We start from the raw sequence: 13,170 nt of genomic DNA, 5'->3' as shown, positions 1-13,170 counted from the left end.
TACTCCACCAGGAAGGACAAGCACATGACAGCCACCACGACAGTCGCCCTGTGGCAGCGCGACGCTGCGCTCATCAAGGGCACATGGCGCACCGTGGCCGAGACCGTCGACGTCCACGCCCCGGCGACCGGCGCCACCGTAGGCACCTCGGCGTCGTGCACAGCGATCGACGTCGACGACGCCGTGTCCGCCGCCCGCGCCGCCCTCCCGGCGTGGAGCACCGCATCGCCGGAGGCACGCGCCAACGTCCTCGACGCCCTGGTCTCCGAGCTGCGCAACCGCCGCGACGATCTCGTCGCCGCGACAGTCGCCGAGGTCGGCGCGCCGCTCACCGTGGCACGTGAGGCCCACATCGACCTCGGCATCGAGATCATGGCCGACTTCGCAGGCCTGGCCCGTACCTTCGAGTGGCAGACGACGATCGGCAACTCGCGTGTCCTGCGCCGAGCCGCCGGTGTGGTCGCAGCCATCACGCCGTGGAACTACCCGTTCTATCAGCTGGTCGCGAAGGCAGGCGCAGCCCTCGCCGCGGGCTGCCCGATCGTGGTGAAGCCCGCGGAGTTGACTCCCCTGTCGACGTACCTCTTCGCCGATGCGGCCGTGGCAGCCGGTGTTCCCGCAGGCGTGTTCTCCCTGGTTCCCGGTGCTGGACGTGTGGTGGGTTCGGCACTCGCCGAGCACCCCGGCGTCGACGTCGTGTCGTTCACCGGCTCCACCGGCGTCGGCAAGACCATCGCCGTGGCGGCCGCCCAGAACATCAAGCGCGCGTGCCTCGAACTCGGCGGCAAGTCGGCCAGCGTGGTCCTCGACGACGCCGACCTGGACGAGGCGGTCCGCACGAGTGTCGCCGCGGGCCTGCTGAACTCCGGTCAGACATGCAGCGCCTGGTCCCGACTGTTGGTCCCCCGCGGCCGCTACGAGGACGCCCTCACGATCGCCGCCGACGCCGTCGCCGCCATGCGCGTCGGCGACCCCGGCGACGAGTCCACCGACCTCGGGCCCGTCATCTCCGCCGCCCAGCGCACATCGATCGTCTCGGCGATCGACGGCGCTCTCGCCCGAGGCGCCCGCCTCGTGTGCGGCGGACCCGATCCCCTGCCGGAGTTCCCGGGAGGACACTTCGTCGCACCCACCGTCCTCGCCGACCTCCAGGCCGACGACCCGGCGGTACGCGACGAGATCTTCGGTCCAGTCATCGTTGTGCTTCCGCACGACGGCGACGACCACGCCGTGCTTCTCGCCAACGACAGCGAGTACGGCCTAGCCGGAGCCGTCTGGTCCGGTGACACCGACCGCGCGATCGCTGTGGCGTCGCGTATCGACACCGGTCAGGTGGACGTGAACGGCGCGCCGTTCAATCCGCGTGCACCGTTCGGCGGCTGGAAGGCCTCCGGACTCGGCCGAGAACTCGGTCCCGTCGGACTCGAAGAGTTCACCGAGATCACCAGCATCCAGTTGTAGCCCCCTCCCTCGAGCACCTCCAGAAAGGCATCCCATGAGCACCGTGAACATCCCCGCATTCCCGTTGACCGACGAGCAGAAGCAGATCATCGAGCTCTGCCACGATTTCGCCGAGAAGGAGATCCGCCCGCGCGGCCGTGAGGTCGACGAGGCCGACACCGTCACTCCGGTCGACATCTTCCGCAAGGCCGCACAGGTCGGCATCGCCGACTTCATGATCCCCACCGAGTACGGCGGCGGCGGCATGACCGACGTCTTCACCCAGTGCCTCGTGCAGGAGGAACTGTGCTGGGGCGATCCCGGCATCGGCAACCTCGTCTGCTCGAACGGCTTCTTCTCCGACCCGCTCATGGTCCTCGGCACCGAGGAGCAGAAGCGCAAGTGGCTGCCGCCGACCACCGGCCCCGACGCGATCATGACCTCGCTTGCCACCACCGAGCCCGGTTCGGGTTCGGATGCGGCGTCGATCATCACCACTGCGACCAAGGTCGACGGCGGATACAAGATCAACGGCCAGAAGGCGTGGATCTCCAATGCGGGCGCCGCCGAGCAGTACGTCGTCTTCGCCAAGACCGACAAGACCAAGCGGTCGGCCGGCGTCACCGCCTTCATGTTCAAGAAGGACACCCCCGGCGTCTCGTTCGGTGAGCCGATGAAGAAGATGGGCCAGCGCGCCATCGTCTGCCGCGAGGTGTTCTTCGACGACATGTTCGTGCCGGACGAGGATCGCCTCGGCGACGAGGGCCAGGGCTTCTACGGCCTCATGGGCACGTTCGACATCTCGCGCGTGGTGCTCGGCGCCGCCGCTGTCGGCGCCGCACGCGCAGCGTACGAGTACGCCCTGAACTACGCCCGCGAGCGCAAGCAGTTCGGCGTCCCGATCATCGAGCACCAGGCCGTCGCGTTCCGTCTCGCCGAGATGGCCACCCGCATCGAGTCGGCCCGACTGCTGGTCCACCACGCCGCCCGCGTCATCGACAGCGGCCAGCGCGCCACCGGCCTCGCCGCCATGTGCAAGCTGCAGGCTTCCGAGACCGCCATGTTCGTCACCCACGCGGCCGTCCAGACGCTCGGCGGCTGGGGCTACTCCCGCGAGTTCCCCGTCGAGCAGTGGATGCGCGACGTGAAGCTCGAGGAGATCGAAGAGGGCACCTCGGACATCATGAAGCTCGTGATCTCGCGCAACCTGGACTGACATGATCGACCGCGAACCGCGGTGTCGCCTCGGCGACACCGCGGTTCTTTCTTGACTGACGGGCCGGTCATCTGCGTAGTGTCGAGGGGCGTCAGTACTACAAAGGAGTCAGCAGTGCCACGACCGAGTGTCGAAGCGGAACGCCGCGAGCAGATCCTGTCGGCGGCGTGCGAGGTGATCGCCGACCGCGGCATGCAGTCACTGCGCCTGTCGGACGTCGCCAAGCGCGCCGGAGTCTCGTCGGGCACCGTCCACTACTACTTCGACACGAAGCGGGACGTGGTCAACGCCGCGTTCGAGTTGAATTACGAGCGTTCCATCGAGGGACGACGCGCGATGCTCGACGGCGACCAGACGGACTCGCTCGCAACTCTCCGCGCCCTCGCGCACAGCAATCTGCCCGTGACCGAGGCGTCGATCCGGGCGTGGCGGGTCTGGGCCGAGCTGTGGGCTGAGGGCATGCGTGACGAGACGTTGCAAGACATCAACGCGCGCCTCTACGGCCAGTGGCGGGAACTGGTCCGGGACCTCGTCGCCCATGGTCAGGATCGCGGTCAGATCGTCGAGGGCGACGCCGACGTGTTCGCCGATGTGCTGGTATCGATGATCGACGGGATGAGCATTCAGAACCTGATGCACGCTCCCGAGATGCCTCTCGACCGGATGATCGCGCGCATCGACTCCTACCTCGACGCGATCACCGCCTGATCTCGGCGAACGACCTTTCGACTCGCCTGCTCCGCACCCCGCTCGTTGAGCGAACGAAGTGAGCCGAATCGTGTCCGCGCTACCCGAGACAGTCCAGGATTTCCTGCGCAGCTCGCTGTCCTGACGCGATCGCTCCGTCGATGTAGCCGTTCCACACGCTCGACGTCTCCGACCCCGCCCAGTGGATGCGCCCTGTCGGGCGACGCCACCCTTGCTCGCCGTAGGACGACCACGCGCCGGGTGTTGGATTGGCGGCGTAGGCGCCACGGATCCACGGGTCGACCGACCAGATCTTCTCGACGTAGTCGACCGGTTCGCCTGCACGGTCTCCGAACAGATCGGTCAGCGTCGTCAGGATCGCGGCGCGGCGCGCATCGGCGTCCAGCTGCGCCCACGGATCGACCCTCCGGCCGTACACGAATGCGACCAGGACTCCCGAGCTCGCGTCGTCGGGCGAGTTGTCGAACACGACGCCTGTCTCCCGCTCGTCGTACACGGTCGCCTGACCGCTGAGTCCCTCGGCGCGCCAGAACGGTTTCGGGTAGGTGACGTGCACTTTCGCAACATCGCCCATCACGCTCCGGTCGACGAATCTCGCCTTGGCAGGTGGCAACGGCGGATCGAACCGGACTGCACCCGCCGCCTGTGGCGGAAGGGTGACGATCACATGCGACGCGTGGACGGTGCCCGCGGACGTCTCGACGAGGATCCCGTCGTCGACCACCGTGACACGGTCGGCGCACCACCCGAGCCGAACGCGGTCGCCCAGGTGCGTGGCGACAGCCTTCGCCGGCGCCTGCGCGCCGCCGACGAACCGTGAGTCCTGCGCACAGCCGTCGGTCTCCATGAGCTCGTCGAAGGTTCCGGCCGCGGCGATGTAGAAGAGGAAGTGCAGCATCGAGACGTGTGCGGTCTCGCACGCCCACACGCCTTCGACAGCCAGCGCGAACCGGCGGCGCGCGCCCTCGCAGGGCACCTCGCGCAGCAGATACGACGCGACCGTCTCCTCATCGAGCGCCGCGGCATTCGGCGACGCGGGCGGATTCTGCAGGTCGATGGTCGCCGCCAGCGCGTCGAGCACCTTGATGTGCTCTTCGTACTCGTGGAGACCTTCGCCTTCGTCCGGCCCCGCGCCCCGATACCGGTTGACGCCGCCGTCGGCCCAGATCTCCAGGTGATCGCCGGCCCAGAACGTCGGGAAGATGGAGACACCGAAGCGTTCCGCGAGCGCGAGCAGTCGGGTCTGCGTCGGCCCGACCCACTGCCCGCCGTGATCGACGACAACTCCGGTGGGACGAACCTCCGACAGCGTCCGGCCACCGACGCGGTCGGCGCCTTCGAGGACCACCGCGTCCACGCCCTCGTCGACAAGTGCCAGCGCCGCCGAGAGTCCCGCGTAGCCTGCCCCGATGATCGCGACGCCCACATGGTCGACGTCGCGTGCCGAATTCGTCTCTGAGTGTGACATGGGCCCCATCGTGGCATTAACTGACGGATCAGTCAATGACTCGGCGTGATCTGGACTGAGTCTTGACAAGACTGTGAGGCGTCCCACACAGTTACATAACTGGTTCGTCAGTCAGAAAGGCTCCCCATGACAACCGATGCATTCGACACCGAGCTGGAGCGCCGCCTTCAGCTCCTCGAATCCCCCGACGACAACGGGATGATCCTGCCCGATCTCCCACTCCGCGACATCGTCCTGTGCGCCGTCGGTTTGATCGTCGGCACTCTGCTGTTGCTCTGGTGGTGCCTGTGATGAGAACCCGCAAAGCCGTCACCGACGAGACCGTCCTGCACGAACCCACCGCCGCTGTCGACGACGCGACACTCAACGAGCTCCCCCTCACACGCCGCGAACGAATCTGGGGCTTCTGGGACTACTCCGTGGTCAACATCGGGCTCGCCGTCGCCACCTGGGCGTTCCTTCAAGGCGCCGCCGTCGCGTACTACGTCGGCGCCAAGCAGGCCATCGCGACGATCGCCATCGGCTACGGAATCGCCGTCTTCTTCGTCGCGTTGGCGCCGTGCCTGCCCGCGGCCAAGTATGGAGTCGAGCAGTTCATCGGTCTGCGCAGCGTGTTCGGAAGTGTCGGCGCCCGGGTGGTCATGGTCTTCATGTCCACTCTGCTCGCAGCCGCTTGGTCTGCCGTGCTCGCCATCATGCTCGGGCACGGCATGGTCAACGCACTCAGTCACATGTTCGGCTGGCACTTGTCCGACTCGACCACGACGCTGTCGATCATCGCGGTGGGCGCAGTCGTCGTCTCGTGGCTCATCCTGTCGCGCGGCCCGGTCTCGGTCGAACGGGTCTGCCAGGTGATCGCCCCGCTGCTGATCTTGATCATCATCGCAATCCTCATCATGGTTCTGCGCCGCGACACCTGGGATCACATCGCTTCGCTCGCGCCGCTCGACCCAGCGGAGGACTCGCACGTCAGCTTCATGCTCGCCATCGAGATCAACATCGCGGGCGGGTTCGCCTGGTGGCCCAACATGGGCAATCTCGCCCGCCTCACACGAACGTCCCGATCCGCGTTCTGGCCCAACTTCCTCGGCATCTTCGGCGCATCCGTGGTGGCGGCCGTCGTCGGCGTCTTCGCGGCCCTCACGCTCAAGCTGGAGGACCCCACCGAGTGGATGATCCCGCTGATCGGCAGCACATTCGGCGTGCTCGCACTCCTGGTGGTGGCCTTGGCCAACATCACCGCGATCCTGTCACAGGGATACGCCTCGATGGTCGCACTGCGCGGCGGCGGCGGACGCCTGCTCCGCGGCGTCTCGTGGCCCGCGCTCATCACCGTGATCCTCGGCCCGGCGGTGATTCTCGTGTTCTTCCCCCAGGCCGTCTACGACAATTACAGCCAGTTCTTGTCGTGGGGCGCCCTCTTCCTCGCGCCGTTGTGCGGCGTCCAGATCGTCGACTACTTCCTCCTGCGGCGGGGCCGGTTGGACGTCAGGCAACTGTATGCCGACACCGCGGACTCGGGATACGGCTACTGGCGTGGCGTGAATGTATGCGCCTTCGCATCGGTCGGCCTCGGTGTTCTGGTCTACTGCCTGCTCCTCAACCCGATCACGTACGAGCCGGCGAGCATCTTCAAATACACGACGGCCTCTGTACCGTCGTTCATCGTCGCGGGACTCGCGCACTACGTTCTGACACGCGCAGTTGTGATCCCAGCCGGACTCGGGCTGTACTCGCCCACGGCCCGGACCGTCGCAGCCGACGCGTGACCTGAGCACACATCCCCACGCGAAGGCCCGGAACCTCCGACGAGGTTCCGGGCCTTCACGTTCGAGCTGATCAGACAGCGGGCTCGCGCACGTAGATCAGAGTCGGACGATCGGCGGCGAAAGCCTCACGAACGGCGGGACCCACCTCCGCGTACGACGCGGCGTCGACGCCGTGGCAGCCCAGGGCCCGTGCGACACCGGCGAAGTCCGGCGTCGGGAGGTCCACCGCGATCGGCGTCTCGTCCCGGTCCACCATCTCGTTACGGATCTCGCCGTAGCCGCCGTTGTCGACGACCACCACGGGCAGGGCGATGCCGGCCTGGGCCGCAGTCGCGAGCTCGGGCAGCGAGAACATCACGCCGCCATCGCCGATCACCGCGACAACCTGTCGACCGGGCGTCGACACCATCGCACCGATGCCCGCGGGCAGCGAGTACCCGAGGGTGCCGAGACCGGACGGGTACATGAACGACCGCGGTGCGTAGCGCGGGAGGTTGCCCATCAAGCCGTAGTAGCACGACATCGTCTGGTCGGCGACGATCACAGCGTCGTCGTCCAGAACCTCCGCGAGGGACTCGGCGAGTCCGACGTACGCCGCACCGATGGTGCGTGCGTCCTCGGTGAGCCTGGGGCGCCACGCGGCCGCGCGGTCGGCACCGCGGTCAGCCCTGCCGGTCACCGGGGCGAGCCGCTCGGTGAGGTCGGCGAGGACGGCCGCGGCGTCGCCGACCACGGCGACCTCGGGGATCGCGTTGGTCGCGACCGCAAGCGGATCGATGTCGATGCGAACCAGGCGGGTCGCGGGCATCGGGCCCCACCACCAGTCGGCCGGCGCGAGTTCGGTGCCGACCGCGAGCACGACGTCGCAGTCGCGGACCAGGTCTAGAGTCACCTCGAGCGGCACTCCAGCGCCCAGGGCCAACGGATGATCCTCGCGTACAACGGCCTTGCCGTTGGCCGTCGTGACGACCGGAGCGTCGAACTTCTCGGCGAACGCCAACACCTCCGAGGCGGCGCGGCTCGCGCCGCCTCCTGCCACGATCAACGGGCGCTGCGCGGACGCGACCACCTCGGCGGCTGCGGCCACGACCGATTCCGCCGGGACGATCGACGGCACGGTGACCGGCGCCTCCGCCACGACCTCTGCCTGCGCTTCGAGCAGGTCGAGCGGGATCTCCAGGTACGCCGGACGCGGACGCCCGGTGGTCATCGCGGCGAAGCACTGCGCGACGGCGTGCGGGATCTCCGCGACGCTGGTCACGCGCTGCGCGTGGGCGACGACGGCCGACATCGCGTCGATCTGGCTGCGCACCTCGTGCAGCAGGCCGTTGTAGCCGCTCGGATGATCCGACGGCATGCCGGGTGCGATGAACAGGACTGGAACCGAGTCCGAGTACGCCTGTGCCGCAGCAGCCGATGCGTTGAGGATCGCCGGCCCGGTGGTCGTCACGACTACGCCCGGTCGGCCGGACAGTCGTGCATAGCCGTCGGCCGCGTAGCCCGCTCCCTGCTCGTGGCGGGGAGTGACGTGCTTGATCGACGACGCCTCGAGCGCGGCATAGATCGCGAGGTTGTGCGTGCCGGGGATGCCGAAGACGGTGTCGACACCGTGAGCGACCAGCGCGTCGACGACGGCGCCGCCTCCCGAGCGGAGAACACTAGCTGACATGGATATCTGAACTCTCTGTTGAAGTCGAGACGGGGAAGCCGGCTCAGTAGATCGGGAACTCGTCGGAGATCGCGGCCAACTTGCGCGAGGCCATCTCGAATGCGGCGGCGCGGAGGGAGACGCCCTCGGCGGCGGCGATGTCGAACATCTCGTCGCTCAGCGCGGTGATGCGGTCATTGATCTTGGCGAACGACTGCTCGGGGCTGCCGTCGACGTCGCCGAAGAAGACCCACCACCACCAGGCGTTCGTCGCCGAGTTGGCGACGAAGTCGGGCGAGACCTCGATGCCGCGTGCGCTGAGCAGCGCTTCGGCTTCCGGCGTGACCGGCATGTTGGCCGCTTCCACCACGAGACGAGCGCGGACCTGGTCCTGGTTGCCTTCGTTGATGCAGTACGAGATGGCGGCCGGCACGAGGACGTCGGTCTCGATCGAGAGCCACTCCGACGAGTCCAGGCAGCTGTCGCCGTCGCGGAGTTTGGTGCGGTCGACGTTGCCCTTGGCGCTGCGCGTGAGAAGCAGCTCTTCGACGTCCAGACCGGCTGCGTTGTAGACCACGCCCTCGACATCGACGATGCCGACGACGCGCACTCCTACTTCGGCGAGGTAGCGCGCCGTCGCGCCGCCCATCGAGCCGAAGCCTTGAATCACCGCGGTGGTGTCGGCCGGTGCCATGTCGCGGCGGGCCATCGCCGCGAGGGCGGCCTTGGCCACGCCGTAGCCGCCGACCAACTCGTCGAGGCTCACACCGTCGACGACGCTGTTGAACGCCGTGGCCATCCGGGCGCGGGCGGCTTCGGGATCGTCGACGACCCGCTCTGCGGCCTGGATGGAACTGCGGAGTCCCACCTCGGGGAGGAGTCGATCGATGGTGGTCTGCTGGACTCCGAAATCCTCGCCCATCGTCCAGCGGGTGTCGATGATCGGAGCGGTGGCCTGCAGGAAACGGCGCAGGACACCGTCGGCCTCGGGGCTGTACGGATCGAAGTCGATTCCGCCCTTGGCGCCGCCGAGCGGAACGTAGCGTGCGCCCGGCTCGTAGTGGACGCCCTCTTTGAGGGTCATCCCGCGGGCGAGGCCGCGGACTTCGTCGAGGGTGCAGCCCGCACGCATGCGCAGTCCTCCGGACGAGACTCCACGAACCAACTGGTCGATGACGACGTAGCCGGTGGCGTCGCTCTCGGTGTCGTGCCAGACGATCTCGAAGAAGGCATTGTCGTCGCGTACGCCGAACGATGCGTCGATGGCGTTGGGAAGTGTCAGGGACATTGGTCGCTCCTGCAGAGTTTGGGGGCGGGCGGTTCGGGAAGGCCGCCGCGATGTCAATGCTTGACTGAGTACTTAGTCAGTATGGCACCGATCACAACTCGAAGGCAACCCTTCGCCGTCACCGCCGGTCAGATGCCCAGTTCGCGAGTCAACGCCAGCTGCGTCCACTCTCGAATCTGCGCGACCGTGACCACGTCGTCGAAGACCACGTGCTGGACGGCCAGACCGTCGAGCATCGCGGTGAGGCGCCACGTCGCCCCCGCCGGGTCCGGACAGGTGAACACCCCCTGCGCCACACCGTCGTCGATGATCTCGATGAGGACATCACGCCAGCCCGCATCGAGATCGTGAACGACGGCACGCAGAGTCGGATCGCGCAAGCTCGCCGACCATGCCTGCACCCACAGTCGCCAGCCGAACTCCGAGCCGGAGGGGCCGTATTCGCGCAGCATCGCGTCCAACCGCTCCGTGACGTCCGCTGACGACGCCGCGAGCGCGGCGTCACGGTGCTCGATGTCCCGACTCGCCGCATACTGCAATGCGGCGACGATCAGCGTCTCGAGATTCTCGAAGTGGTAAAACACGAGGCCGACGCTCACCCCGACGCGCTTAGCGACATCCGCGCCGCGAACACGGTCGATGCCGGCCTCCTTGATGATGTCGAGGGTCGCCTTGAGAATCCCCTCACGCCGATCGGCGGAATCCTTCGTCATTCGGGCCACAGGGCCCATGCTACGGGCCCGATATGCGCCGTCACCAAATGTGACGGCTGGCGAGCCTTGACAATCATGTGACCGGCATCGCATTCTCTATGTGCTGACTGAGTACATAGTCAGCAGATGGCGGGATCGCCGGGACGCACGGGAATGCGTGCCGCGGCCGCACACAATCCAGGAGACATCCCCGTGTCCATAGCCCCCACGGCCGGTTCCGACGAACCGGCCACCACCTCCCCGAGCGGCGACGTGAACGAGCCTTTCTACACTCCCGAAGGCCCCGCGCTCAAGCGCGTCATGAAAAGCCGCCACCTGTTCATGATCACCCTCGCCGGCGTCATCGGAACCGGCCTCTTCCTCGGCACCGGCGAAGTGATCAGCTCCGCAGGCCCCGGCGGGACGATCCTCGCCTACATCGTCGGTGGCGTCCTGCTGTACTTGACGATGGTGTGCCTCGGCGAGATGTCGGCGGTCATGCCCGTCAGCGGCTCCTTCCAGGCGCACGCCACCAAGTACATCGGCCCGGGCACCGGCTTCGCCATCGGCTGGGTGTATTGGATCAGCTGGGCGTCGTTCATCGGCCTCGAGTTCACCGCCGCAGGCATCACCATGAAGTTCTGGTTCCCCGACACCCCGACGTGGGTGTGGTCCGCCTTCTTCATCGCCGTCCTGTTCCTGGTCAACTGCTTCACCGCCCGATCGTTCGCCGAGACCGAGTACGCACTCGCGGCCATCAAGGTCCTCGCCGTCGGCTTCTTCATCGTCCTCGGCATCCTCGCCATCACCGGCGTCGTCAAGATGGACGGAATGGAGGCCCCCGGCCTCGCGAACTTCACCTCGCACGGCGGATTCTTCCCCGTAGGCTTCGGCGCAGTGTTCGCCGCGATGATGACCGTGGTCTACACGTTCATGGGCTCCGAGGTGATGGGCGTCGCCGCAGGCGAGACGGAGAATCCCCGCAAGGCGATCCCCAAGGCAGTCCGCACGATCGTGTTCCGCCTCGTCTTCCTCTACCTGGGTTCCATCCTCATCCTGATCGCCCTCATCCCGTGGCAGCAGCTCGGCCTGGACGAGAGCCCGTTCGTGACCGTCTTCAAGGCGATCGGCATCCCCTACGCCGCGGGCATCATGAACTTCGTCATCCTGGTCGCCATCCTGTCGGTCGGCAACACCGGTCTCTACATGTGCACCCGCATCCTGTGGTCGCTCGCGCAGGAGAAGGCGGCACCCCGCGTCTTCGGCGTCACCACCAAGCGCGGCATCCCGATCTGGGGCCTGCTCTTCACCCTGCTGTTCGGCCTGCTCTCCCTGATGACCGAGTTCGTCGCCGCCGACACCGTGTTCGTGTTCCTCATCTCGATCAGCGGTGTCGGCGGCGCTCTCTGCTGGATGACGATCGCGCTGTCGCAGTACCGATTCCGCAAGCAGTACGTCAAGAACGGCGGTGATGTGAAGGACCTCCCGTACGCCGCCCCGTTCTTCCCCTTCACCCCGATCGCCGTGATCCTCATGAACGGAGTCGTGTTCGTCTCGATGGCCTTCGACGCGACACAGCGACTGTCCCTCGTCCTCGGTCTCGCCTGCGTGCCGGTCTGCTACGCCGTCTACCACTGGGGCATCAAGCCGCGCATCGCACGTGACACAGCCGTGGCGGCCGCGGAATGACCGCACCCGCGTCGGTCGCCGTCGTCGGCGCCGGGATGGTCGGCCTGTCCACCGCCTGGTTCCTACAAGACCGCGGCGTCGAGGTGACCGTGTTCGACGCCGTCGGCCCCGCCGCCGGAGCATCGTGGGGCAACGCCGGATGGATCACCCCCACGCTCAGCACACCGCTCACCGATCCCTCGATGCTCACCTACGGCCTGCGCAGTCTGCTGAGCCCGACGTCGCCGCTGTACATCCCGCCGCGCCCAGATCCGAGACTGTTCGGTTTCCTCGCTCGCATGGCGCGCAACAGCACCGCGCCGCGCTGGAGATCGGGCGTGCGAGCCCTGGCGGCGATCAATCGGCAGGCGCTCGACGCCTTCGACGCGATGGCCGACGGCGGAGTCGCCGGACCGATCGAGGCCGCAGACGACTTCCTGTTCGCCTACACCGACCCGGCCGGTCCGCAGAGCATGGTGGAGGAGGGCGAGCGCATCACCGCACTCGGTCAGCAGGTGGACGTCGAGGTGATCTCCGCTGACGAGGTGCGGTCCCGTGCGCCGATGCTGACCGACGCGATTCGCGGCGGACTGATCCTGCGTGGGCAGCGCTTCCTCGATCCGCCCGCCTACGTCGACGCTCTCGCCGAATCGTTCGTGGTGCGCGGTGGCACGCTGCGAACAGGTGTCACCGTCGACGACGTCATCGACCGCGGACAGCGGGTTCGTGTCACCGGGGCCGGGTTGAACGAGGCGTTCGACTCCGCGGTGGTGGCGACCGGCGTCGCATTGCCCGCGCTCACGAAGAAGTACGGCGTTCGGACCCGAGTGCGCGCGGGCCGCGGATACAGCTTCGCGGTCGACGTCGCCGATCTGCCGCCGGGGCCGGTGTACTTCCCCGGCTCGTCCGTGGTGTGCACGCCGCTCGGCGACCGCATGCGGATCGCCGGGATGATGGAGTTCGGTCGTCACGGTGATCCCGTCGACCGGCGCCGGATCGGGGCGATCGTCGAATCGGTGCGCCCACTGCTGCGCGGGGTGGACCTCGACGACCGACGTGAGGAGTGGGTCGGCTCCCGCCCCTGCACCGAGGACGGACTCCCGCTCGTCGGCGCGACGACGTCGCCGCGAGTGTTCGTCGCGGGCGGTCACGCAATGGAGGGCATGACCCTCGGCCCGGCCACCGGACGCCTCCTCGCGGAGACCATCTGCACGGGCATCACCCCATCCGCCCTCGCGGGATTCGATCCCCTCCGCTGACCCGAGGTGCCTGA

Annotated in this window: 11 protein-coding genes; 7 read left to right on the top strand and 4 right to left on the bottom strand. The window is 67.5% G+C overall.

Features of this window, described 5'->3' with window-relative positions; translation table 11 throughout:
* Nucleotides 1-24: 24 nt before the first annotated feature.
* From JVX90_RS00825 to JVX90_RS00815, 3 genes are all read left to right on the top strand, one after another.
* Nucleotides 25-1,461: an aldehyde dehydrogenase family protein gene (locus JVX90_RS00825; protein ID WP_205330615.1), complete on the top strand. Its 1,437-nt coding sequence runs from the start codon at nucleotides 25-27 to the stop codon at nucleotides 1,459-1,461.
* A 34-nt stretch (nucleotides 1,462-1,495) separates the two neighbouring features.
* Entirely contained in the window at nucleotides 1,496-2,656 is a 1,161-nt protein-coding gene (locus JVX90_RS00820; protein ID WP_205330614.1) for an acyl-CoA dehydrogenase family protein, read from the top strand.
* 114 nt (nucleotides 2,657-2,770) lie between these two features.
* Complete coding sequence (locus tag JVX90_RS00815; RefSeq protein WP_205330613.1) at nucleotides 2,771-3,364, top strand: TetR/AcrR family transcriptional regulator; 594 nt, start codon at nucleotides 2,771-2,773, stop codon at nucleotides 3,362-3,364.
* Between the two features lie 79 nt (nucleotides 3,365-3,443).
* Here the strand turns inward: JVX90_RS00815 and JVX90_RS00810 are convergent, their stop codons facing one another.
* Complete coding sequence (locus tag JVX90_RS00810) at nucleotides 3,444-4,832, bottom strand: NAD(P)/FAD-dependent oxidoreductase (protein WP_205330612.1); 1,389 nt, start codon at nucleotides 4,830-4,832, stop codon at nucleotides 3,444-3,446.
* A gap of 126 nt (nucleotides 4,833-4,958) precedes the next feature.
* Between JVX90_RS00810 and JVX90_RS00805 the strand changes: the two genes are divergently transcribed.
* Both JVX90_RS00805 and JVX90_RS00800 read left to right on the top strand, forming a co-directional pair.
* A complete protein-coding gene (locus JVX90_RS00805) occupies nucleotides 4,959-5,123 on the top strand; it encodes a hypothetical protein (protein ID WP_205330611.1) in 165 nt (54 codons plus the stop codon).
* The gene (locus JVX90_RS00800; protein WP_205330610.1) at nucleotides 5,123-6,601 is read left to right on the top strand and encodes a cytosine permease; all 1,479 of its coding nucleotides are present in this window, start codon (nucleotides 5,123-5,125) and stop codon (nucleotides 6,599-6,601) included. Before JVX90_RS00805 ends, JVX90_RS00800 begins: the two co-directional genes overlap by 1 nt.
* A gap of 70 nt (nucleotides 6,602-6,671) precedes the next feature.
* Here JVX90_RS00800 and JVX90_RS00795 read toward each other — a convergent pair whose 3' ends face one another.
* From JVX90_RS00795 to JVX90_RS00785, 3 genes are all read right to left on the bottom strand, one after another.
* Nucleotides 6,672-8,270, bottom strand: a complete 1,599-nt coding sequence (locus JVX90_RS00795; protein WP_205330609.1) for a thiamine pyrophosphate-binding protein — start codon at nucleotides 8,268-8,270, stop codon at nucleotides 6,672-6,674.
* A gap of 43 nt (nucleotides 8,271-8,313) precedes the next feature.
* The gene (locus JVX90_RS00790; protein WP_205330608.1) at nucleotides 8,314-9,537 is read right to left on the bottom strand and encodes a Glu/Leu/Phe/Val dehydrogenase dimerization domain-containing protein; all 1,224 of its coding nucleotides are present in this window, start codon (nucleotides 9,535-9,537) and stop codon (nucleotides 8,314-8,316) included.
* A gap of 128 nt (nucleotides 9,538-9,665) precedes the next feature.
* A complete protein-coding gene (locus JVX90_RS00785; RefSeq protein ID WP_205330607.1) occupies nucleotides 9,666-10,250 on the bottom strand; it encodes a TetR/AcrR family transcriptional regulator in 585 nt (194 codons plus the stop codon).
* 126 nt (nucleotides 10,251-10,376) lie between these two features.
* Between JVX90_RS00785 and JVX90_RS00780 the strand changes: the two genes are divergently transcribed.
* Nucleotides 10,377-11,918 carry an amino acid permease gene (locus JVX90_RS00780; protein WP_240193992.1) on the top strand — a complete coding sequence of 514 codons (1,542 nt, stop codon included), beginning with the start codon at nucleotides 10,377-10,379 and terminating at the stop codon, nucleotides 11,916-11,918.
* Nucleotides 11,915-13,156 (top strand): FAD-dependent oxidoreductase, encoded by a 1,242-nt coding sequence (locus JVX90_RS00775; protein ID WP_205330606.1) that lies wholly within the window; start codon nucleotides 11,915-11,917, stop codon nucleotides 13,154-13,156. Before JVX90_RS00780 ends, JVX90_RS00775 begins: the two co-directional genes overlap by 4 nt.
* Nucleotides 13,157-13,170: the final 14 nt, after the last annotated feature.

Source organism: Gordonia sp. PDNC005 (assembly GCF_016919385.1).
In the GTDB taxonomy this organism is placed as follows: domain Bacteria; phylum Actinomycetota; class Actinomycetes; order Mycobacteriales; family Mycobacteriaceae; genus Gordonia.
This window is presented reverse-complemented; position numbering and strand designations above follow the sequence as displayed.

Coding starts and splice junctions, on each gene's coding strand:
- JVX90_RS00790 (WP_205330608.1), bottom strand. CDS start 9,537: ATGTCCCTGACACTTCCCAACGCCATCGACGCATCGTTCGGCGTACGC.
- JVX90_RS00780 (WP_240193992.1), top strand. CDS start 10,377: ATGGCGGGATCGCCGGGACGCACGGGAATGCGTGCCGCGGCCGCACAC.
- JVX90_RS00805 (WP_205330611.1), top strand. CDS start 4,959: ATGACAACCGATGCATTCGACACCGAGCTGGAGCGCCGCCTTCAGCTC.
- JVX90_RS00820 (WP_205330614.1), top strand. CDS start 1,496: ATGAGCACCGTGAACATCCCCGCATTCCCGTTGACCGACGAGCAGAAG.
- JVX90_RS00785 (WP_205330607.1), bottom strand. CDS start 10,250: ATGACGAAGGATTCCGCCGATCGGCGTGAGGGGATTCTCAAGGCGACC.
- JVX90_RS00800 (WP_205330610.1), top strand. CDS start 5,123: ATGAGAACCCGCAAAGCCGTCACCGACGAGACCGTCCTGCACGAACCC.
- JVX90_RS00810 (WP_205330612.1), bottom strand. CDS start 4,832: ATGTCACACTCAGAGACGAATTCGGCACGCGACGTCGACCATGTGGGC.
- JVX90_RS00825 (WP_205330615.1), top strand. CDS start 25: ATGACAGCCACCACGACAGTCGCCCTGTGGCAGCGCGACGCTGCGCTC.
- JVX90_RS00775 (WP_205330606.1), top strand. CDS start 11,915: ATGACCGCACCCGCGTCGGTCGCCGTCGTCGGCGCCGGGATGGTCGGC.
- JVX90_RS00795 (WP_205330609.1), bottom strand. CDS start 8,270: ATGTCAGCTAGTGTTCTCCGCTCGGGAGGCGGCGCCGTCGTCGACGCG.